Consider the following 18669-nt stretch of genomic DNA (forward strand, 5'->3'; position numbering starts at 1 on the left):
TATGTCGTTGGCAAAAGCATCAATTTGGACCGCGGGCTCCACGCTGATCAAGATTGGCGTGGGGCTGTTGGTGGTGAAACTGCTGGCGGTGGCCTTTGGCCCCAGCGGGGTTGGGCAGGCGGGCAACTTCCGTCAGCTGATTACCGTGCTGGGCGTGCTGTCCGGTGCCGGGATTTTTAACGGCATCACCAAGTACGTAGCTGAATATCATCAGGATCCGCAGCGGTTACGGCTGGCTGTTGGAACGGCGTCAAGCATCGTGCTGGGCTTTTCCACGCTGTTGGCGCTGGTTTTTCTGTTTGCGGCGGAGCCTATCAGTATCGGGTTGTTCGGCCATGCTGACTATGTCGGCGTGGTGCGGGCGGTAGCCTTTATTCAGATGGGTATCGCCTATGCCAACCTGTTTATGGCGGTGCTGAAAGGCTACCGCGATGCGATGGGCAACGCGCTGGCGGTGATTGGCGGTAGCCTGATTGGCGTGGTGGCTTACTACCTGTGCTTTAAGCTGGACGGCTACGAAGGCGCGCTGGCGGGGTTGGCACTGGTGCCGGCCTTGGTGGTGTTGCCCGCAGGTTTTATCCTTTGGCGGCGCAAAACCTTGCCGCTGCGCTATTTGGCATTGGCATGGGACAAGGCGTTAGCCAGCCATCTTGGCAAGTTCACCATCATGGCATTGATCACATCAGTGACGCTGCCGGTAGCCTATGTGATGATGCGTAACCTGCTGGCCAGCCATTACAGTTGGGATGAGGTCGGGATTTGGCAGGGCGTCAGCAGTATTTCCGACGCTTACCTGCAGTTTATCACCGCCTCGTTTACCGTTTATCTGCTGCCAACGCTGTCGCGATTGAAGGAAAAAAGCGCCATCTCTCAAGAGATTGTGCGCTCCTTAAAATTTGTACTGCCCGCAGTAGCGGCGGCGAGTTTCACGGTCTGGTTACTGCGCGACTTCGCCATCTGGTTGCTGTTCACGGACAAATTCGTCGCGATGCGCGATCTGTTTGCCTGGCAACTGGTAGGGGACGTACTGAAAGTGGGCGCCTATGTGTTCGGCTATCTGGTGATTGCCAAGGCGTCGCTGCGTTTTTATATCCTGACCGAAGTCAGTCAGTTCCTGCTGTTAACGCTGTTCTCGCATTGGTTGATACCGCTGCATGGTGCGCTGGGAGCGGCACAGGCCTACATGGCAACCTACATCGTGTACTTCACGCTCTGTAGCTGCGTATTTATTCTTTACCGTAGACGAGTATGACGACACTGATTCACGTATTGGGATCTGACATCCCGCATCACAATCAGACGGTGCTGCGTTTCTTCAACGATGTGTTGGCGAAACGCCTGCCGTCCGAACAGACGCGTCATTTTATGGTGGCTGCCAAAGATGCCGCTGCGTTAGGGGGGTTCCCCGAGCTGAGCATTGAATGCCATCCGGACAAGAAAAGTCTGGCGATGGCGGTCATCGCCCGCGCGCAGGCCGATCGCAATCAGCGTTTCTTCCTGCACGGCCAGTTTAACCCTACGCTGTGGCTGGCGTTGCTGAGCGGTAAAATCAAGGCCGATCAGGTGAGTTGGCATATCTGGGGCGCTGATTTGTATGAAAACGCCACCAGTTGGAAATTCCGTCTATTCTATTTGCTGCGCCGTATTGCGCAGGGCAGAGTGAGACACGTGTTCGCGACCCGCGGTGATATTATTCATTACCAGCAGCGCCATGCCCGCGTACCGGCCTCTCTGTTGTATTTCCCGACGCGGATGGATCCGGCGTTAACCGGCATTGAGGTAGAGAAAAACCTGGCCGGACCGATGACCATTCTGGTGGGGAACTCTGGCGATCGTACCAACCGTCATATTGAGGCGTTGAAAGCGATTCATCAGCAGTTTGGCGCCGAGGTGCGGGTGATCCTGCCGATGGGCTACCCGGCCAATAACGACGCCTATATTGAACAGGTGCGCAGCGCCGGGCTAAAGCTGTTCAGCGCCAGGAACCTGCAGGTGCTGACGCAGCAGGTGGCGTTCGACGATTATCTGAATATCCTGCGCGAGTGCGATCTCGGTTACTTTATTTTTAACCGCCAGCAGGGCATAGGCACGCTGTGTCTTCTGATCCAGTTTGGCGTGCCCTTTGTGCTGAGCCGACAGAACCCGTTCTGGCAGGATCTGGCGGAGCAACATCTGCCTGTGCTGTTCTATGGCGATTCGCTGGATGAGGCGGTCGTGCGTGAAGCGCAACGCCAACTGGCATCCGTCGATAAACAGGCCATCGCTTTCTTCAACCCTAACTACGTTGATGGTTGGCAGCAGGCATTAACCCTGGCGGCAGGGGACAACGTATGACGCTGGCGCAATTTGGCGGGTTGTTTATCGTTTATCTGGTGAGCGTGCTGTTTATTCTGACGCTGGCTTACCAGGAGTTTAGGCGCGTTCGTTTCAATTTTAACGTCTTCTTTACGCTACTGTATTTGCTGACGTTTTACTTCGGTTTCCCGCTGACCTGTCTGCTGGTGTTTCAGTTTGACGTCGAGGTGGTACCGGTAGAGTTTTTACTCTATGCGATCCTCTCCGCTACTGCGTTTTATGCGATTTATTACGTCAGCTATAAAACCCGGCTGCGAAAGCGCAGCGTGCAACCGCGTAAGCCGGTGTTCACCATGAACCGGGTGGAAACCCATCTGACCTGGATGCTGCTGGCGCTGGTGGCGATGGCGACCGTCGGCATTTTCTTCATGCAAAACGGTTTCCTGCTGTTCAAGCTCAACTCTTACAGCCAAATTTTCTCCAGTGATGTCTCCGGGGTGGCGCTCAAGCGGTTCTTCTATTTCTTCATCCCGGCGATGCTGGTGGTGTATTTCCTGAAGCAAGATCTGCGCGCCTGGTTCTTTTTCCTGGCGGCGACGGTGGCCTTTGGCATCCTGACTTACGTGATAGTTGGCGGTACCCGCGCCAATATCATTATTGCCTTCTCGCTGTTTCTGTTTATCGGCATCGTGCGCGGCTGGATCTCGTTGTGGATGCTGGTGGCCGCCGGCGTGTTTGGTATCGTCGGCATGTTCTGGCTGGCGTTAAAGCGCTACAGCCTGGACGTCAGCGGTCCCGAAGCGTTCTATACCTTCCTTTACCTGACGCGCGATACCTTCTCGCCATGGGAAAACCTGGCGCTGTTGCTGCAAAACTACGACAAGATTGACTTCCAGGGCCTGGCACCGATAGTGCGCGATTTCTACGTGTTCATTCCGGCCTGGCTGTGGCCGGGGCGACCGGACACGGTGCTCAATAGCGCCAACTATTTCACCTGGGAAGTGTTGAATAACCATTCCGGCCTGGCGATATCACCCACGCTTATCGGCTCACTGGTGGTGATGGGCGGTGCGGTGTTTATTCCCGTTGGCGCGGTACTGGTCGGGATGATCATCAAGTGGTTCGACTGGCTGTATGAGATGGGCAAAAGCGAACCTAACCGGTATAAGGCCGCGATATTGCAAAGTTTCTGCTTCGGTGCGGTTTTCAACATCATCGTGTTGGCGCGCGAAGGGGTAGATTCCTTTGTCTCGCGAGTGGTGTTCTTCTGCCTTATTTTTGGCGCCTGCCTGCTGATGGCTAAGTTGTTGTACTGGCTGTTTGACACTGCCGGGTTGATTAAGGCACGGGTGCGGCGTACGCGTACGCTGGCATCGACGCCATCATCCGTTCGGGTCGACGGCCTTCTGTAAGGGTAATAATAACGATGGAAGCAAAGATTTCGGTTCCCCAATATGAGCTGCGCGGTTTCAGCCTGTGGGGATTTCGCGATATGGCGCAATGCCTGGATTTTCTGTTTGATGGCGGCCGGGTAAAGCAGGGCACGCTGGTCGCGATGAATGCCGAAAAGATCCTCAAGGCGGAAGAAGATACTGCGCTGCACGCCTTGCTGGATGAAGCCGAATACAAGTATGCGGACGGGATCAGCATGGTACGTTCAATCCGCCGTAAATACCCGCGGGCAGAGGTATCGCGCGTCGCGGGAGCCGACCTGTGGGAAGCGTTGATGCAGCGCGCCGGACGCGAGGGTACGCCGGTCTTCCTGATTGGCGGCAAACCCTCGGTGCTGGCGGAAACCGAACAGAAGCTGCGTAGCCAGTGGAATGTAAACCTGGTGGGCAGCCAGGACGGTTATTTCAAGCCTGAACAGCGGGATGCGCTGTTCGAACGCATTCGCGGCAGCGGTGCCGCCATTGTGACGGTGGCCATGGGATCGCCGAAACAGGAAATCCTGATGCGTGACTGCCGTAAAGTGCATCCGCAGGCGCTCTATATGGGCGTAGGCGGTACTTACGACGTGTTCACCGGGCACGTGAAGCGTGCGCCAAAGATTTGGCAGAACCTCGGTCTGGAGTGGTTGTATCGGCTGCTAAGCCAACCGAGCCGCCTGGGGCGCCAACTTAAACTGCTGAAGTTTGTCGGCTACTATTACCGCGGTAAGATGTGATCTCTGCGTTGGGGCGGAGGATCCCGCCCCGATGCAACCAATTGTTCAAATAACCTGCTTTATGGCGTATTCGTCAGCACCCCTATAACCTCAGCCCATAAACTCACCTGTATTTATTCCATAAAGTTTTAAATTGCGGTTTGCTTATAGCGGCAAAATGCGAAACGATACCGCCCGGAAATTATCCCTGAGCGTTGGCGCAAAACGTGATAGCGCTTAACGACGTTTTTCTCACCGTAAGATCGTCCCATCACAAGCTGGTGTCCGCCAACGCGGCGGGAGAGGTTTTACGCTATTTTCATTAAAACAATAACGACCGGTAACGGCCGGCATGCAAACACAATCAAAAAAATAATATTGAGGATTTATGGCACACAAAGAAAAACCGCAAGGCCTACACCGGGGGCTGGAAGCCCGGCATATCGAGCTGATTGCTCTGGGAGGCACCATCGGGGTTGGCCTGTTTATGGGCTCGGCCAGTACGCTGAAATGGGCGGGGCCTTCGGTGTTGCTGGCTTATATCATCGCCGGCCTGTTCGTGTTCTTCATTATGCGTTCGATGGGCGAGATGCTGTTCCTTGAACCGGTCGCGGGCTCCTTTGCCGTTTATGCCCATAAATACATGAATCCCTATTTTGGCTACCTGACCGCCTGGGGCTATTGGTTTATGTGGATTGCCGTAGGCATCTCGGAAATCACCGCCGTTGGGGTCTACGTGCAGTTTTGGTTCCCGGAAATCCCGCAGTGGATACCGGCGTTGATCGCCGTGGCGATGGTAGCGCTGGCCAACCTGGCCGCCGTGCGTCTGTACGGCGAGCTGGAGTTCTGGTTTGCCATGATCAAGGTTACCACCATCATTGTGATGATTTTGGTGGGGTTGGGGGTGATCTTCTTTGGCTTCGGGAATGGCGGGCAGCCGATTGGCTTTGCCAACCTGACCGAGCACGGCGGTTTCTTTGCCGGCGGCTGGAAGGGCTTCCTGTTCGCGCTCTGTATTGTTGTGGCGTCCTATCAGGGCGTTGAACTGGTGGGGATCACTGCCGGTGAAGCCAAAAAACCGCAGGTGACTCTGAAGCGTGCGATTAACAATATTTTGTGGCGTATCCTGATCTTCTACGTCGGCGCTATCTTTGTCATCGTCACCATCTTCCCCTGGAATGGCATTGGCACCGCAGGCAGCCCCTTCGTGCTGACCTTTGCCAAAATCGGCATTGTCGCTGCCGCCGGTATCATTAACTTTGTGGTGTTGACCGCCGCGCTTTCAGGTTGTAACAGCGGGATGTATAGCGGTGGCCGTATGCTGTACGCACTGGCTAAAAACCGGCAGTTGCCGGCGTCGTTGACCAAGCTGTCCGCCAACGGCGTGCCGGTTAACTGTATCGCCGTGACCATTGCCTGTCTGTTAGTCGGTTCCGGATTGAATTACCTTATTCCCAATCCGCAGGCGGTGTTTGTCTATGTCTACAGCGCCAGCGTGTTGCCGGGCATGGTGCCGTGGTTTGTGGTGCTGATTAGCCAACTGTATTTCCGCCGTGCCCATAAGGAAGCGATTAAAACCCACAGCTTTAAGTCGATTATGTTCCCCTATGTGAACTATCTGACCATCGCTTTCTTGGTCTGCGTGCTGATCGGCATGGGAATTAACCCGGATACGCGAATTTCTTTGCTGGTCGGGGCGATTTTCTTAGCGGCAGTCAGCCTGTGCTACTTTGCTTTCGGCATGCACAAGAAACATCATCCGGCTGAAAAACGGACAGAAACACAGCAATAACCGGTGAAAAGGGGCTACGGATAGCTCTTTCCTGCGCGGGAGTGAGCAAAGCGTAATCAAACACAACATTTCTGCGAAAAAGCACTAGACAGGATTGGGTTAAATCCGTAGTATCCCCTCCCGCAACGGCGCTATGCGCCCGTAGCTCAGCTGGATAGAGCGCTGCCCTCCGGAGGCAGAGGTCTCAGGTTCGAATCCTGTCGGGCGCACCATTAAGTTTGTGTGCAAGAGCTGCGGTGGTAGTATTACCGCGTGAAGTAGTTAAGAAGTAATGGTGGCTATAGCTCAGTTGGTAGAGCCCTGGATTGTGATTCCAGTTGTCGTGGGTTCGAGTCCCATTAGCCACCCCACTTCCTAAGAGAAGTGAAGAATTTTAAGCTGTTTTGTGACTGTGCGAAGGTGGCGGAATTGGTAGACGCGCTAGCTTCAGGTGTTAGTGTTCTTACGGACGTGAGGGTTCAAGTCCCTCTCTTCGCACCACACAAAATGTCTAATAAATTTAATATTTACATAGACATAAGCGATAAAATTTAGTAGTATCTGCAACAAGAAATCGGCGAGTAGCGCAGCTTGGTAGCGCAACTGGTTTGGGACCAGTGGGTCGGAGGTTCGAATCCTCTCTCGCCGACCACATTCAAGAAAGCCCGCTTTTAGCGGGTTTTTTTACATCTGTAGTTTATAGGATGAGCACCTCCGAAGGAGGTTTGAGCCGAGCGCAGCGAGACAACGTTGCTTTAGCAACGGCCCGTAGGGCGGCATCGCAGATGCAAGTCATCCTCTCTCGCCGACCACATTCAGAAAAGCCCGTTCAGCAATGAACGGGCTTTTTGCTTTCTGACATTCCGCTTTACACCCTCCTGCTCTGGTTTTGCCTCTGCCCGCTAGCTATCGTATCCCGCCAGGACGCTTTTGGCTTGGTGTTGGCTTCTGGCGACATCGGCATGCCGCATTGTCGTCAGCTTGAGACATTTAATACATTGATTTTATTTAATAAAAATGACTTTGGCTTAAGTCGTCGTTTTAAGGCGACATATCTGCAGGCGTCAGGTGATAGCAGCAGAAAGGGCAGTGAGCGGAATGAAACGAAGTGCTGAGATTAAATCTGTTTTAATTCAGATTATTAGGCTTTTCGCCTGAAGGGGTGATGCATTTTTCCCAAAGTTGGCACGCCAAGTGCAATATCCACTATGTAGATGCTCATTCCACCTCTTATGTTCGCCTTAGGCTTCATAAACCCTGGGAATGACGCAGAGCCGATTTAGGGTGCCTATTGCCCACCAGAACGATGACGGCGTTGCTTGCAATGGCTGACATCACACTCCGGGCAAAACGTTGAGTGAGGCACCGCCCCTGTTGTCCTAGACCTGATTGCTTTTTTATACACTTGCCACCGCGGCAAGTGTTTTTTTTTGCCTAATACCCATCATATTTGAAGCCACAGCTGCGTTGACTGCGCGCTCTCACCCCAGTCACTTGGTTGACCAAGCTCCTGGGGATTCGTGAGCTTGCCGCCTTGCTGTGACTCTAACTATCTTGGGTATAAACAACGTTAGATAAAAAAGGCGCGACCTGTGGGCGCGCCTTGAAGACAGTGCATTGTGCGTTATTCGCCGTTCTGCTTCAACGTTAGCATCAGGCCTTCACGACGCATCTGTGCGGCTTCATCCGAGCGGTGCAGCTTCTCCAGCACGTCAGCCAACCAAGCGTAATCGTAGGCGTCAGGGCGCTGTTTCAGCGCTTCCCGGAATGCATCGGCCGCCGCCTGCCATTCGCCGTGCTTCATCAGCAACTGGCCCAGGGTGCTGTTTAGCAGTGGTGTGGCACCATGCTGCTTCACCTGCTGACGCAACGCTTTCTCCAGCTGTTGCGGGTTGCCGGACTTCAGACGCGGGATCAGCAACACCAGGCGTTCGTCATACTGGCGCTTGAGGCTGTCGAGTACGATCTCTTGCGCCAGTTCATGGTCATTGCATTCGATCAGGTGTTCCACCATCGCGATTTGCAACGGCACCTCATGCCGGATTTTGCGGCTCTGATCTTTCCACCAGCGTTTCAGGCCATCGCTGCCCTCATCCGCCATCGCCTGATTCATCAGGCCAATGTAGGCCTGTTGTTGCAGCGCCTGCAGCTCAGCCTCACTGTGCAGATTGATCTTGCTCATCGACGGCAGGATCTCCAGCAATGAGGCAAAAGCGCCAGTGCGCAGATAAGCCATTTCCGCCAGTCGCAATACTTCGGGATGACGCGGAGCCTGGTTAAGCAGGCGATCGACACCGTGACGTGCCGCATGGTTTTCGCCCTGAGCCAGCTGGATGCGCACGCGGGTGATGTCTACCGGCAGCTGGTCGGTGTCGGCGGCTTCGGCGGCGCGTTCCAGGTACTGATTGGTACGGAAATCGTCACCCCGTTGCTGTGCGGCCTCAGCGGCCAGCAGGTAGTTCACCACCGGTTGTTCGGCGTGATCGGCATTGCGCGTCAGCAGTTTTTCAACCTGCTTGTAATCACCTTCGGCCAGTTTGATCAGTGCGGCCTTGGTCTGCTTACGCGCACGGCTGCGTTTGCGGCCCAGGAACCAGCCGCGAGTGCGGGCGCTGGTGCTGAAGATGCGGCGCAGGATCCACTCGATCACCAGCAGCACCACAAACAGCAAGATACCCATGATAACCAGGCCGGTGACGCTGGTTTCGATATTGTAGTTATCGGTCTGAATCAGCACATAGCCCTGATGGCCGGCCAACATCGGCCCAACCACCACGCTGGCGATCAGCACCAGGAACAGAAATAGCACGCGTAACATGGCTTATCCCTCCTGATGAGCGGCAGGGGACTGGGCCATCAGATTACGCACCCGGGTCTGCATCAGTTTTTCCAGCAGCGGCTGGCTTTTCAGCTGATCCGGCACGTCCATGGTGATCGACTGCTGGCTCAGGGCATCCAACTCTTCCAGGAACGCTTTCGTGGCCGGGTCGGTGGTATCGAAGTAGGCGCGAACCCAAGTGGAAATGGTCTCCAGCGACTGCTTATACACTTCGTTCTGATGGCGTGGGATGGCCTGTGCGGCAACCAGCAGGCGCGAACGGATATTTTCGCGCAGGTAAATGTCCTGGTTCGGGGCCAGCAGCGGCTCGGCATTGCTATCGCGGCGGCGGACGGTAATAAAGTCGGCCATAAAGTTGTGCCAGCTTTTGGCCAGGTTTTGCCGCCATTCGCCGATCGAGCTCGACAGCTCGCTGCTGTCTTGATCCATCGGCGCTTCGTCGCTGTCGTTATCCGCCAGGCGCAGATTATCCACCTGATTGGACAACTGATTGGTCTTGAGAATGATGCCGTCGAAATCTACCTGAGTCAGCGTGGACAGCGTGCTGACGTCTTCGGTGATGGCGCGACGAACCTCGAGCAGGCTCGGGTCATTCATGTCAGCCAGGCTGGCATCGGCGCTTTTTAACAGCGCGGCGGCGGTGGTGACGTCCTGATCGCTCCACAGCTTACGCCCGGCCATTTTCACCAGAAAATCGGCCTGCGCCAGCAACCAGGTTTTGGCATCGCTGCCGGAGATGATGGCGACTTTCTCTTGCAGTTCATTGAGCTGTCGCGCCAGGGTTGCCTGTTCGCGATCGGCGGCGTCCAGCGTTTTGCCCTGTTGCTGCAGCAGGCCTTCCAGCGCGCTTCTTTCTTGCTGTTGGCTTTGTTTCAGCGTTTCCAGCTGTTGCTGCAGCGTTTGATTGGCGGCGATGAGCTGCTGCGCCTGTCGATGTGTATGGTAATAGCCGCCGGCAGCCAGAGCGATAACCAGCACGATCGCGATCGCGCCCAACACCGGGCCGGTATTTTTACCTTTACGCTTTTCAGCGTCTGGCTGCTGGGGGCTCTCAACCGCAGAGGTTGGTTCTTCAACCGGGGCGGATGGGGTATTTTGTTCCGTCATAGTGGCACATCCCATAGTCAGGTTTATTGTAGCGCGCGGATCAGCGCGTCATTATCGGCGGTATCAGCTACCCGAATTGTGCTCCAGCCCAGTTCCTGGGCGAGGGTAGCCAGACGTTCACTCACTACGACCAGGCGGCAACGTAACAGCCACGAAGAACGGTAGTAATCAGGAACTAAAGTATAGAGCTGTTGTAACATTTCACCGCTGGTGACTACCAGCGTATCAACACCGGCACGCTGCCAGTGGGCGCTTTGCTCGCTGCCATCATAGTGCACCGGGCTGCGTTGATAACATTCATAATAGCTGACCGCAGCGCCGCGCTCGCTCAGTGTGTTGCCGAGCAGCTCACGGCCGCCGTTACCGCGCAAGATCAGCGCCTGTTTACCTTCCAGCTTCTGCAGCGCCGGCAGCAGCAGCAATGTTTCGCTGATCTCCTGCTCACGCGGGTATTCTATCGGCAGGCTGCTGATGCGGTGCATTGCCAGCGCCGTGGTACGACCGATAGCGTAATAGGCAAGCCTGGCAGGCCATGACAGCCCGACGCGGCCCATCACAGAATGGGCGTAGCTCACCGAGTGCTGCGACAGGATGAACACCAGATCGCCATCATTAAGCTGCTGTAACGTCTGCGGCAATTTTGGCAAATCGCCGCCGGGGGCGAAGTCGATCAACGGAGCATGATAGGCAACCCGACCGAGCGCACGCAGTCGGCTGACCAGTTCTTCTCCGGAAGGCGAGGGGCGGGTTACCAGAATCGTCATGCAGGGGGATTCCCCTGATAAACGTCCTGCAGAATTTCACGAGCGCCTTGCGCCAGCAGTTCTTCCGCCAGTTCAATGCCCATCTGCTCTGCTTGAGCTGCCGGACCGCGGCGTTCGCCGCGCACCATTTGTCTACCGTCTGGAGAGCCCACCAGGGCTCGCAGCCACAGGCTGTCGCCCTCCAGTTCGGCATAGCTGCCGATCGGTACCTGGCAACCGCCTTCCAGCCGGGTATTCATCGCACGTTCGGCACGTACGCGGGTTTCTGTGGCAACGTGATTGAGCGGTGCCAACAGCGCGCGGGTGGTTTCGTCGTCGAGGCGGCATTCGATACCCACTGCGCCCTGGCCAACGGCCGGCAGGCACTCTTCCGGGCTCAATGGACTGCGGATACGCTGTTCCAACCCCAGGCGCTTAAGCCCGGCGACCGCCAGAATAATGGCGTCGTAATCGCCGTTATCCAATTTTGCCAGTCGGGTACCGACGTTGCCGCGCAGATCGCACACGATCAGATCCGGACGGCGCTCACGCAGTTGGCACTGACGACGCAGGCTGGAGGTACCGACCACGCTGCCCTGCGGCAGTTGATCGAGCGATGCGAAACGATTGGAAACAAATGCGTCGCGAGGATCGTCACGCTCGCAAATAGTCACTAAACCCAAGCCTTCGGGGAAATCGACCGGGACGTCTTTCATTGAGTGAACGGCGATATCCGCACGGCCGTCCAATAACGCCAGTTCAAGTTCCTTAACAAACAGCCCTTTACCGCCGACTTTCGCCAGCGGCGTATCCAAAATAATGTCGCCTCGCGTGACCATCGGCACCAGTTCGACCTGCAGGCCGGGGTGGCTGGCCATCAGGCGCTGCTGCACATAATGTGCTTGCCAAAGCGCGAGTGGGCTTTGTCGGGTGGCAATTCGAATAATTTTGTCTAACATGCTTGTTACCGTTTTTATAATTCGCCGTTCATCCTACCACTGAGTGTGAAAACTGTCAGTGCAAGAAGCCACAGGCGAAGAAAGGACAACGGAATCAACGGGACGTGTGATGTGTTTTGGGGCAGTTAACACTGCGGGTAAATCGTTTGGAGTGGCGCTACAATAATAGTGAAGCGTTACTTCCTTTACGGTCAATCAGCAAGGTGTTAAATTGATCACGTTTCCAACAATAAGTTGCCAAATATTCTTCCAACACTAACGGCACTTATGGAATACGGGTTTTTTTCTAAACACCGGGATAATCAGGCGAGACGTCTTGTACCTCTACATCGAGACACTGAAGCAGAGACTGGATGCGATCAATCAATTACGAATCGATCGCGCCCTAGCGGCCATGAAGCCCGCGTTTCAACGGGTATACAGTCTGCTGCCTACCTTATTGCACCACCACCACCCACTGATGCCAGGTTACCTGAACGGTAACGTTCCCCATGGCGTTTGCCTCTACACGCCTGATGAAACTCAACAAGATTACCTCAATGATTTAGAAGACAAATGGGGCAGCCCATTTGACAAAATGGCCAGCGGTGAACTGCCGATTACCGGGGTTTATTCGATGGGCAGCACCTCGTCGATCGGCCAGAGTTGCAGCTCGGATCTCGACATCTGGGTGTGCCACCAATCCTGGCTGGACAACGAAGAGCGTAACCGCCTGCAGCAAAAATGCAGCCTGCTGGAAAAATGGTCGGCGTCGATGGGGGTGGAAGTCAGCTTCTTCCTGATCGATGAAAACCGCTTCCGTCATAACGAAAGCGGCAGCCTGGGGGGCGAAGACTGCGGCTCCACCCAACATATCCTGCTGCTGGACGAATTTTACCGCACCGCGGTGCGCCTGGCCGGCAAACGTATTTTGTGGAACATGGTGCCGGGCGAAGAAGAAGCACATTACGATGAGTATGTGCTGTCGCTGTACTCGCAAGGCGCGTTAACGCCGAACGAATGGCTGGATCTCGGCGGTCTGAGCACGCTGTCGGCGGAAGAATATTTCGGTGCCAGCCTGTGGCAACTGTACAAAAGCATCGACTCGCCTTACAAGGCGGTGCTGAAAACCCTGCTGCTGGAAGCCTATTCCTGGGAATACCCGAATACGCAACTGCTGGCGATGGACATCAAACAGCGCCTGCATCAGGGCGAGATTGTCTGCTTTGGTCTCGACGCCTACTGTATGATGCTCGAACGCGTTACGCATTATCTGAATCAAATCAACGACACTACCCGCCTCGACCTGGTCCGCCGCTGTTTCTACCTGAAAGTCTGTGAAAAACTGTCCCGCGCCAATGCGTGCGTCGGCTGGCGTCGTGAAATTCTCAGCCAATTGGTCAGCGAATGGGGCTGGGACGAAGAGCGTCTGGCGATCCTGGATAATCGCGCCAACTGGAAAATCGAACGGGTACGTGAAGCTCACAACGAACTGTTGGATGCGATGATGCAAAGCTATCGCAACCTGATCCGCTTCGCTCGCCGCAACAACCTTAGCGTCAGCGCCAGCCCGCAGGATATCGGCGTGTTGACACGCAAGCTGTACGCCGCGTTTGAAGCGCTGCCCGGCAAGGTGACGCTGGTGAACCCACAGATTTCGCCGGACCTGTCAGAAGACGACTTGACCTTTATTCACGTGCCGATTGGCCGCGCCAACCGCACCGGCTGGTATCTTTATAACCAGGCACCGGCCATGGACTCGATCGTCAGCCATCAGCCGCTGGAATATAACCGCTACCTCAACAAGCTGGTGGCCTGGGCCTATTTCAACGGGCTGCTGACGCCGAAAACCCGTCTGCACATCAAGAGCGGCAACCTGTGCGATACCGCAAAACTGCAGGAACTGGTGGCCGATGTGTCGCACCACTTCCCGCTGCGCCTGGCGGCCCCCACGCCAAAAGCGCTGTACAGCCCGTGCGAAATTCGTCACCTGGCGATAATCGTCAATCTGGAAAACGATCCGACCGCCGCCTTCCGCAATCAGGTGGTGCATTTCGATTTCCGCAAGCTCGATGTATTCAGCTTTGGTCAGCAACAGCAGTGCCTGGTGGGCAGTATCGATCTGCTGTATCGCAACTCCTGGAACGAAGTGCGTACTTTGCATTTCAGCGGCGAGCAATCGGTGCTTGAAGCGTTGAAGACCATTCTCGGCAAAATGCACCAGGATGCCGCGCCGCCGGAATCGGTCGAGGTGTTCTGCTACAGTCAGCACCTGCGCGGCCTGATCCGTACCCGTATACAGCAGCTGGTGTCGGAGTGTATTGAGCTACGCCTGTCCAGCACCCGACTGGAGCCGGGCCGTTTTAAAGCGGTACGTGTTGCCGGCCAGACCTGGGGCTTGTTCTTCGAACGGCTGAGCGTGTCGGTGCAGAAGCTGGAAAACGCGGTGGAGTTCTACGGCGCCATTTCCAACAACAAATTGCACGGCCTGTCGATCAAAGTGGAAACCGATCAGGTGCATCTGCCGCCGGTGGTGGACGGTTTCGCCAGCGAAGGGATTATTCAGTTCTTCTTCGAAGACACCACGGACGATAAAGGTTTTAACATCTATATTCTGGATGAGTCTAACCGGGTTGAGGTTTATCACCATTGCGAAGGCAGTAAAGAGGAACTGGTGCGTGACGTTAGCCGTTTCTACTCTTCCTCGCACGATCGCTTCACCTACGGCTCCAGCTTCATCAACTTCAACCTACCCCAGTTCTATCAGATAGTGCATCTTGATGGCCGAACTCAGGTGATCCCGTTCCGCAGCAATGTGCTGTCGAGCCTGTGCGTTCCCCTGACCGACAGCGCCGTCCAACCGCTGAAGCAGCAGTTCCAGCTGCATTGATATCGTCAAGGTTCAGCAGGCTGAGCCTTGACGACGGATGCGGCCATTCTCAGGAAAACTTCACCTCTTCGCCGGCCTGTGCGCTGGCCGCTTCGCTCAGTAAGGGGTAGAAGGCGCGGTCGCTGCGATCGCACAGCCACACGCCGTCACGGTAGTTAAAGTGATAGCCGCCGGTTTTGGTCGCCAGCCAAATCTGATGCAATGGCTCCTGGCGATTGATCACAATTTTGGTGCCATTTTCGAAGCTTAACGTCATTACGCCGCCGTTAGTTTCGTAATCGATGTCCGCATCGCCGTCAAAATCGTCCAGGGTCTCTTCAATATTCAGCATCAGTTGGTCAGCCAACTGGTGAAACTCACTGTCGTTCATATTCAATTCCTATTGCTTTTCATGATCCACCTGCGATTATAGAGACCTTGGACGCATGAATTACAGGCATTAATGCAAATGAAAAAACAACTACGCTATGCGCTGATGGCAGTTCTGCTTGCCGGGCTCTCCGGCTGCGGCCTGAAGGGCCCGCTGTACTTCCCGCCAGCCGATCCGGCCAGCACTAAGAAACCGGCTACCCAGGTTCAGACCGGCGATCAGGTACAGAAAAATCAGCAGGAACTTTCTGGCTCTCAGCAAAAACCGTCGATGAGCGACCAGTAACACCTTGTTTGCGGCGGCGTGAGTCACCGCAAACCCAAGACGGATAGCGGAGTATGATATGCAGTTCTCCAAAATGCACGGTCTGGGCAACGACTTTATGGTGGTCGATGCCGTTACACAGAATGTCTATTTCTCACCCGAGTTGATCCGCCGTTTGGCCGATCGGCACTTGGGCGTTGGCTTTGACCAGCTGCTGGTGGTAGAACCGCCTTACGATCCGGAACTGGATTTCCATTACCGCATTTTTAACGCCGACGGCAGTGAAGTGGCGCAGTGCGGTAACGGCGCTCGCTGCTTTGCCCGCTTTGTACGGCTAAAAGGCTTGACCAACAAGCGCGATATTCGCGTCAGTACCCAGACCGGGCGCATGGTGTTGAGCGTGACCGACGATGATCTGGTGTGCGTGAATATGGGTGAGCCCAACTTCGATCCCCAGGCAGTGCCGTTTCGCGCAACTAAAGAAGAAAAGACCTACATCATGCGCGCAGCGGAGCATACGGTGCTGTGCGGCGTGGTGTCGATGGGCAATCCACATTGTGTTTTACAGGTGGATGATGTAAAAACCGCCAAGGTGGAGCTGCTCGGGCCGGTGCTGGAAGGGCATGAGCGCTTCCCGGAACGGGCTAACATCGGTTTTATGCAAATTGTTAGTCGCGAGCACATTAAACTGCGTGTCTATGAGCGCGGTGCTGGCGAAACGCAGGCCTGCGGTAGCGGAGCCTGTGCGGCCGTGGCAGTCGGGATTCAACAGGAATTGCTGTCAGAAGAGGTGCATGTAGAACTGCCGGGCGGCAGCCTGCATATTCGCTGGAAAGGGCCGGGCAGCCCGCTGTTTATGACCGGTCCGGCAACCCATGTATATGACGGATTTATTCATCTATGAAGAGCGTTGAGGACCAGGCTGTCGCAGGCATTGAGCTTGATGACGACGCCGTGATGCAGTTTCTGCTGCAAAACCCGGATTTCTTTATGCGCAACGCGCGGTTGGTGGAGCAGATGCGCGTTCCCCATCCCGTTCGCGGCACCGTATCGTTGGTCGAGTGGCATCTGGCTCGCCAGCGCAATCACATCCATCGGCTGGAAGAAGAAATCACGCTGCTGATGGAGCAGGCCAGCGCCAACGAAACGCTGTTTGCCAGCCTGCTGCATTTGCAGGCCAACCTGGCCACCGCCGACAGCCTGCAGGATATGCTTAACCGCCTGCAGCGTTGGGCGCGCGGTTTCGGTTTGGCCGGCGCCAATATCCGCCTGTTTTCCGAAAGCTGGAAAATCGGCGCACCTTCCGATTTCACTCACCTTGCCCTGACGCGTTCTTCGTTTGAACCGTTGCGCATTCAGCGTCTGGGTGACCAACAGCACTTTCTTGGCAGCCTGAATGGCCCCGAGTTGTTGTTGCTGCTGCCGCAGGCCAAACTGGTCGGCTCGGTAGCGCTGTCGATGCTGGGTGATGAGGGCGAGCTGGGTATGGTGATTTTCAGCAGCCGCGATACGCAACATTATCAGCAGGGCATGGGCACGGTGATGCTTAATCAACTGGCGCGCATGCTGCCGGAACTGCTGGAACGCTGGATCGAACGCGCATGACCCCGCTGGCGGCCAGCCTGCAACAGCCGGTCGATGCCTTTCTGCGCTATCTGAAGGTGGAACGCCAGCTCAGCCCCTTGACGCAGTTAAGCTATTCACGCCAATTGCAGGCGCTGATGGCGCTGGCTCAGGATATGGGCATCACGGAGTGGCCGGCGTTGGACGCCGCCAAAGTCCGGATGCTGGCGGCGCGCAGTAAACGCGCCGGCCTGCAGTCTTCCAGCCTCGCGTTACGCTTGTCGGCATTACGCAGTTTTCTCGACTGGCAGGTCAGCCAGGGCATGCTGATAGCCAACCCCGCCAAAGGGATCCGCACGCCACGCAGTGGCCGTCATCTGCCGAAAAACATCGACGTCGATGAAATGAATCAGCTGCTGGATATCGATCTCAACGATCCGCTGGCGGTACGCGATCGCGCTATGCTTGAGGTGATGTACGGGGCAGGGCTGCGTCTTTCTGAACTGGTGGGGCTGGACTGTCGCCACGTCGATCTGGCCGCCGGTGAAATTTGGGTTTTGGGCAAGGGCAGCAAGGAACGCAAGCTGCCGGTCGGCCGCACCGCCGTGACCTGGCTGGAACACTGGCTGGCGATGCGCGACCTGTTCGGGCCGTCAGACGATGCGATGTTCCTGTCCAATCAGGGAAAACGCATCTCGACCCGTAACGTGCAAAAGCGTTTTGCCGAATGGGGCGTCAAGCAGGGCGTTAACAGCCATATCCATCCGCACAAGCTGCGCCACTCCTTTGCTACCCATATGCTGGAGTCCAGCGGCGATCTGCGTGCGGTGCAGGAACTGCTTGGCCATGCCAATCTGACCACCACCCAAATCTATACCCACCTCGACTTTCAACATCTGGCGAACGTGTACGATGCCGCGCATCCACGCGCCAAACGGGGGAAATCCTGATGCACTTTTATCGTCCGCTACGCCCGCTGGCGGCATTGACCTTCGATCTGGACGACACGCTGTACGACAACCGTCCGGTGATCAAACAGACCGAATTGCAGTCGGTGGCTTTCCTGCAGAATTATCATCCCGGGCTGAACCACTTCCAGTCGGCGGATTTTCACCGCCTGCGCCAAGAGTTACGTGAACAGGATCCAGAGATTTACCACGACGTCACCCAGTGGCGTTGGCGTGCCATCCACCTGGCGCTGAGCCGTCAGGGGCTGCGTGATGCCCAGGCAGCTGAAGGGGCTGACGCGGCGATGCAGAATTTTGCGCTGTGGCGCAGCCGCATCGAAGTGCCTGAAGCTACCCACGCTACGTTGAAAGCATTGGGTGAACGTTTCCCACTGGTGGCGATCACCAACGGCAATGCCGATCCCGCGCAGTGCGGGCTGGACGGTTACTTTCAGTTTGTGCTGCGCTCCGGGCCGGATGGCCGCGCCAAACCTTATCAGGACATGTATCAACTGGCCGCAGAGCGTTTAGGCATCGCCCCTGAGCATATTCTCCACGTCGGCGATGATTTAACCACCGACGTCGCCGGCGCGTTGCGCTCAGGCCTGCAGGCCTGTTGGATCAACGACCGTCAGCGCAGCCTGATGCAGGCTGCCGATAGCCGGCTGCTGCCACATATTGAGATTTCGCAGTTGGCATCGCTGACAGCATTGTTATAATCCCTGCCAGAACTCTGTATAAATTCCCAGTGGAATCGCGTCGCTGACGCGCTTTCCCTTACCAATTAATGGTGCCT

General features: G+C 55.8%; 17 protein-coding genes, 4 tRNA genes and 1 other RNA gene. 17 read left to right on the top strand and 5 right to left on the bottom strand.

All coding sequences use genetic code 11. The annotated features are described in order from the left end of the window. Position 1: 1 nt before the first annotated feature. From wzxE to H0S68_RS00775, 11 genes are all read left to right on the top strand, one after another. The gene (gene wzxE / locus H0S68_RS00725; RefSeq protein ID WP_401661621.1) at positions 2-1252 is read left to right on the top strand and encodes a lipid III flippase WzxE; all 1251 of its coding nucleotides are present in this window, start codon (positions 2-4) and stop codon (positions 1250-1252) included. Beyond that, complete coding sequence (locus H0S68_RS00730; RefSeq protein ID WP_130016598.1) at positions 1249-2334, top strand: TDP-N-acetylfucosamine:lipid II N-acetylfucosaminyltransferase; 1086 nt, start codon at positions 1249-1251, stop codon at positions 2332-2334. The genes wzxE and H0S68_RS00730 overlap by 4 nt, the downstream gene beginning before the upstream one ends. Then, positions 2331-3707 (top strand): ECA oligosaccharide polymerase, encoded by a 1377-nt coding sequence (wzyE, locus tag H0S68_RS00735; RefSeq protein ID WP_020824759.1) that lies wholly within the window; start codon positions 2331-2333, stop codon positions 3705-3707. The genes H0S68_RS00730 and wzyE overlap by 4 nt, the downstream gene beginning before the upstream one ends. Positions 3708-3721: 14 nt before the next feature. After that, positions 3722-4462: a lipopolysaccharide N-acetylmannosaminouronosyltransferase gene (gene wecG / locus H0S68_RS00740; RefSeq protein WP_128864831.1), complete on the top strand. Its 741-nt coding sequence runs from the start codon at positions 3722-3724 to the stop codon at positions 4460-4462. 367 nt (positions 4463-4829) lie between these two features. Further along, positions 4830-6233: a bifunctional threonine/serine APC transporter ThrP gene (thrP, locus tag H0S68_RS00745; protein ID WP_410529094.1), complete on the top strand. Its 1404-nt coding sequence runs from the start codon at positions 4830-4832 to the stop codon at positions 6231-6233. Between the two features lie 135 nt (positions 6234-6368). Continuing rightward, positions 6369-6445: transfer RNA gene (locus tag H0S68_RS00750), tRNA-Arg, on the top strand. Positions 6446-6507: 62 nt separating this feature from the next. Then, a tRNA-His gene (locus tag H0S68_RS00755) sits at positions 6508-6583 on the top strand. 43 nt (positions 6584-6626) lie between these two features. Then, positions 6627-6713, top strand: a tRNA-Leu gene (locus H0S68_RS00760). Between the two features lie 74 nt (positions 6714-6787). Beyond that, positions 6788-6864 (top strand) — tRNA-Pro (locus H0S68_RS00765). A gap of 31 nt (positions 6865-6895) precedes the next feature. Further along, a non-coding RNA gene (locus tag H0S68_RS00770) (RtT sRNA) lies at positions 6896-7024 on the top strand. A gap of 36 nt (positions 7025-7060) precedes the next feature. Beyond that, positions 7061-7327 carry a hypothetical protein gene (locus H0S68_RS00775; RefSeq protein WP_410529095.1) on the top strand — a complete coding sequence of 89 codons (267 nt, stop codon included), beginning with the start codon at positions 7061-7063 and terminating at the stop codon, positions 7325-7327. A gap of 509 nt (positions 7328-7836) precedes the next feature. Here H0S68_RS00775 and hemY read toward each other — a convergent pair. Genes hemY through hemC form a run of 4 tightly spaced genes read right to left on the bottom strand, consistent with a single transcriptional unit; the run spans position 7837 to position 11860 of the window. Beyond that, a complete protein-coding gene (gene hemY / locus H0S68_RS00780) occupies positions 7837-9030 on the bottom strand; it encodes a protoheme IX biogenesis protein HemY (RefSeq protein ID WP_116691461.1) in 1194 nt (397 codons plus the stop codon). A 3-nt stretch (positions 9031-9033) separates the two neighbouring features. Next, complete coding sequence (hemX, locus tag H0S68_RS00785; protein WP_115057955.1) at positions 9034-10158, bottom strand: uroporphyrinogen-III C-methyltransferase; 1125 nt, start codon at positions 10156-10158, stop codon at positions 9034-9036. 23 nt (positions 10159-10181) lie between these two features. Then, complete coding sequence (gene hemD, locus H0S68_RS00790) at positions 10182-10922, bottom strand: uroporphyrinogen-III synthase (RefSeq protein ID WP_128864833.1); 741 nt, start codon at positions 10920-10922, stop codon at positions 10182-10184. Next, a complete protein-coding gene (gene hemC, locus H0S68_RS00795; protein WP_410529096.1) occupies positions 10919-11860 on the bottom strand; it encodes a hydroxymethylbilane synthase in 942 nt (313 codons plus the stop codon). The genes hemD and hemC overlap by 4 nt, the downstream gene beginning before the upstream one ends. Before the next feature lie 316 nt (positions 11861-12176). On the opposite strand from hemC, the gene H0S68_RS00800 reads away from it, so the two are divergent. Then, entirely contained in the window at positions 12177-14729 is a 2553-nt protein-coding gene (locus tag H0S68_RS00800; protein ID WP_046374741.1) for a class I adenylate cyclase, read from the top strand. A 49-nt stretch (positions 14730-14778) separates the two neighbouring features. Here H0S68_RS00800 and cyaY read toward each other — a convergent pair whose 3' ends face one another. After that, the gene (gene cyaY, locus H0S68_RS00805) at positions 14779-15099 is read right to left on the bottom strand and encodes an iron donor protein CyaY (protein WP_044554409.1); all 321 of its coding nucleotides are present in this window, start codon (positions 15097-15099) and stop codon (positions 14779-14781) included. A gap of 78 nt (positions 15100-15177) precedes the next feature. Here cyaY and lptM point away from each other — a divergent pair, with 78 nt between their 5' ends. The 5 genes from lptM to yigB are packed head-to-tail and all read left to right on the top strand — an operon-like array spanning position 15178 to position 18592. Further along, positions 15178-15384 (top strand): LPS translocon maturation chaperone LptM, encoded by a 207-nt coding sequence (lptM, locus tag H0S68_RS00810; protein ID WP_020824768.1) that lies wholly within the window; start codon positions 15178-15180, stop codon positions 15382-15384. Positions 15385-15442: 58 nt separating this feature from the next. After that, positions 15443-16267, top strand: coding sequence for a diaminopimelate epimerase (dapF, locus tag H0S68_RS00815; protein ID WP_020824769.1), 825 nt, complete (start codon positions 15443-15445; stop codon positions 16265-16267). Then, positions 16264-16968 (top strand): DUF484 domain-containing protein, encoded by a 705-nt coding sequence (locus tag H0S68_RS00820; protein ID WP_020824770.1) that lies wholly within the window; start codon positions 16264-16266, stop codon positions 16966-16968. The genes dapF and H0S68_RS00820 overlap by 4 nt, the downstream gene beginning before the upstream one ends. Next, complete coding sequence (xerC, locus tag H0S68_RS00825; protein WP_020824771.1) at positions 16965-17876, top strand: tyrosine recombinase XerC; 912 nt, start codon at positions 16965-16967, stop codon at positions 17874-17876. Before H0S68_RS00820 ends, xerC begins: the two co-directional genes overlap by 4 nt. After that, positions 17876-18592, top strand: a complete 717-nt coding sequence (yigB, locus tag H0S68_RS00830) for a 5-amino-6-(5-phospho-D-ribitylamino)uracil phosphatase YigB (protein ID WP_115057958.1) — start codon at positions 17876-17878, stop codon at positions 18590-18592. Before xerC ends, yigB begins: the two co-directional genes overlap by 1 nt. Positions 18593-18669 lie beyond the last annotated feature (77 nt).

Source organism: Serratia sp. AXJ-M, assembly GCF_046531865.1.
GTDB lineage: Bacteria > Pseudomonadota > Gammaproteobacteria > Enterobacterales > Enterobacteriaceae > Serratia > Serratia liquefaciens.

Bases quoted from the DNA above. Each gene is read 5' to 3' on its own strand.
- H0S68_RS00730 (WP_130016598.1), top strand. From the start codon at position 1,249: ATGACGACACTGATTCACGTATTGGGATCTGACATCCCGCATCACAAT.
- yigB (WP_115057958.1), top strand. From the start codon at position 17,876: ATGCACTTTTATCGTCCGCTACGCCCGCTGGCGGCATTGACCTTCGAT.
- cyaY (WP_044554409.1), bottom strand. From the start codon at position 15,099: ATGAACGACAGTGAGTTTCACCAGTTGGCTGACCAACTGATGCTGAAT.
- hemY (WP_116691461.1), bottom strand. From the start codon at position 9,030: ATGTTACGCGTGCTATTTCTGTTCCTGGTGCTGATCGCCAGCGTGGTG.
- hemX (WP_115057955.1), bottom strand. From the start codon at position 10,158: ATGACGGAACAAAATACCCCATCCGCCCCGGTTGAAGAACCAACCTCT.
- wzxE (WP_401661621.1), top strand. From the start codon at position 2: ATGTCGTTGGCAAAAGCATCAATTTGGACCGCGGGCTCCACGCTGATC.
- xerC (WP_020824771.1), top strand. From the start codon at position 16,965: ATGACCCCGCTGGCGGCCAGCCTGCAACAGCCGGTCGATGCCTTTCTG.
- wzyE (WP_020824759.1), top strand. From the start codon at position 2,331: ATGACGCTGGCGCAATTTGGCGGGTTGTTTATCGTTTATCTGGTGAGC.
- hemC (WP_410529096.1), bottom strand. From the start codon at position 11,860: ATGTTAGACAAAATTATTCGAATTGCCACCCGACAAAGCCCACTCGCG.
- thrP (WP_410529094.1), top strand. From the start codon at position 4,830: ATGGCACACAAAGAAAAACCGCAAGGCCTACACCGGGGGCTGGAAGCC.
- lptM (WP_020824768.1), top strand. From the start codon at position 15,178: ATGAAAAAACAACTACGCTATGCGCTGATGGCAGTTCTGCTTGCCGGG.
- hemD (WP_128864833.1), bottom strand. From the start codon at position 10,922: ATGACGATTCTGGTAACCCGCCCCTCGCCTTCCGGAGAAGAACTGGTC.
- dapF (WP_020824769.1), top strand. From the start codon at position 15,443: ATGCAGTTCTCCAAAATGCACGGTCTGGGCAACGACTTTATGGTGGTC.
- wecG (WP_128864831.1), top strand. From the start codon at position 3,722: ATGGAAGCAAAGATTTCGGTTCCCCAATATGAGCTGCGCGGTTTCAGC.
- H0S68_RS00820 (WP_020824770.1), top strand. From the start codon at position 16,264: ATGAAGAGCGTTGAGGACCAGGCTGTCGCAGGCATTGAGCTTGATGAC.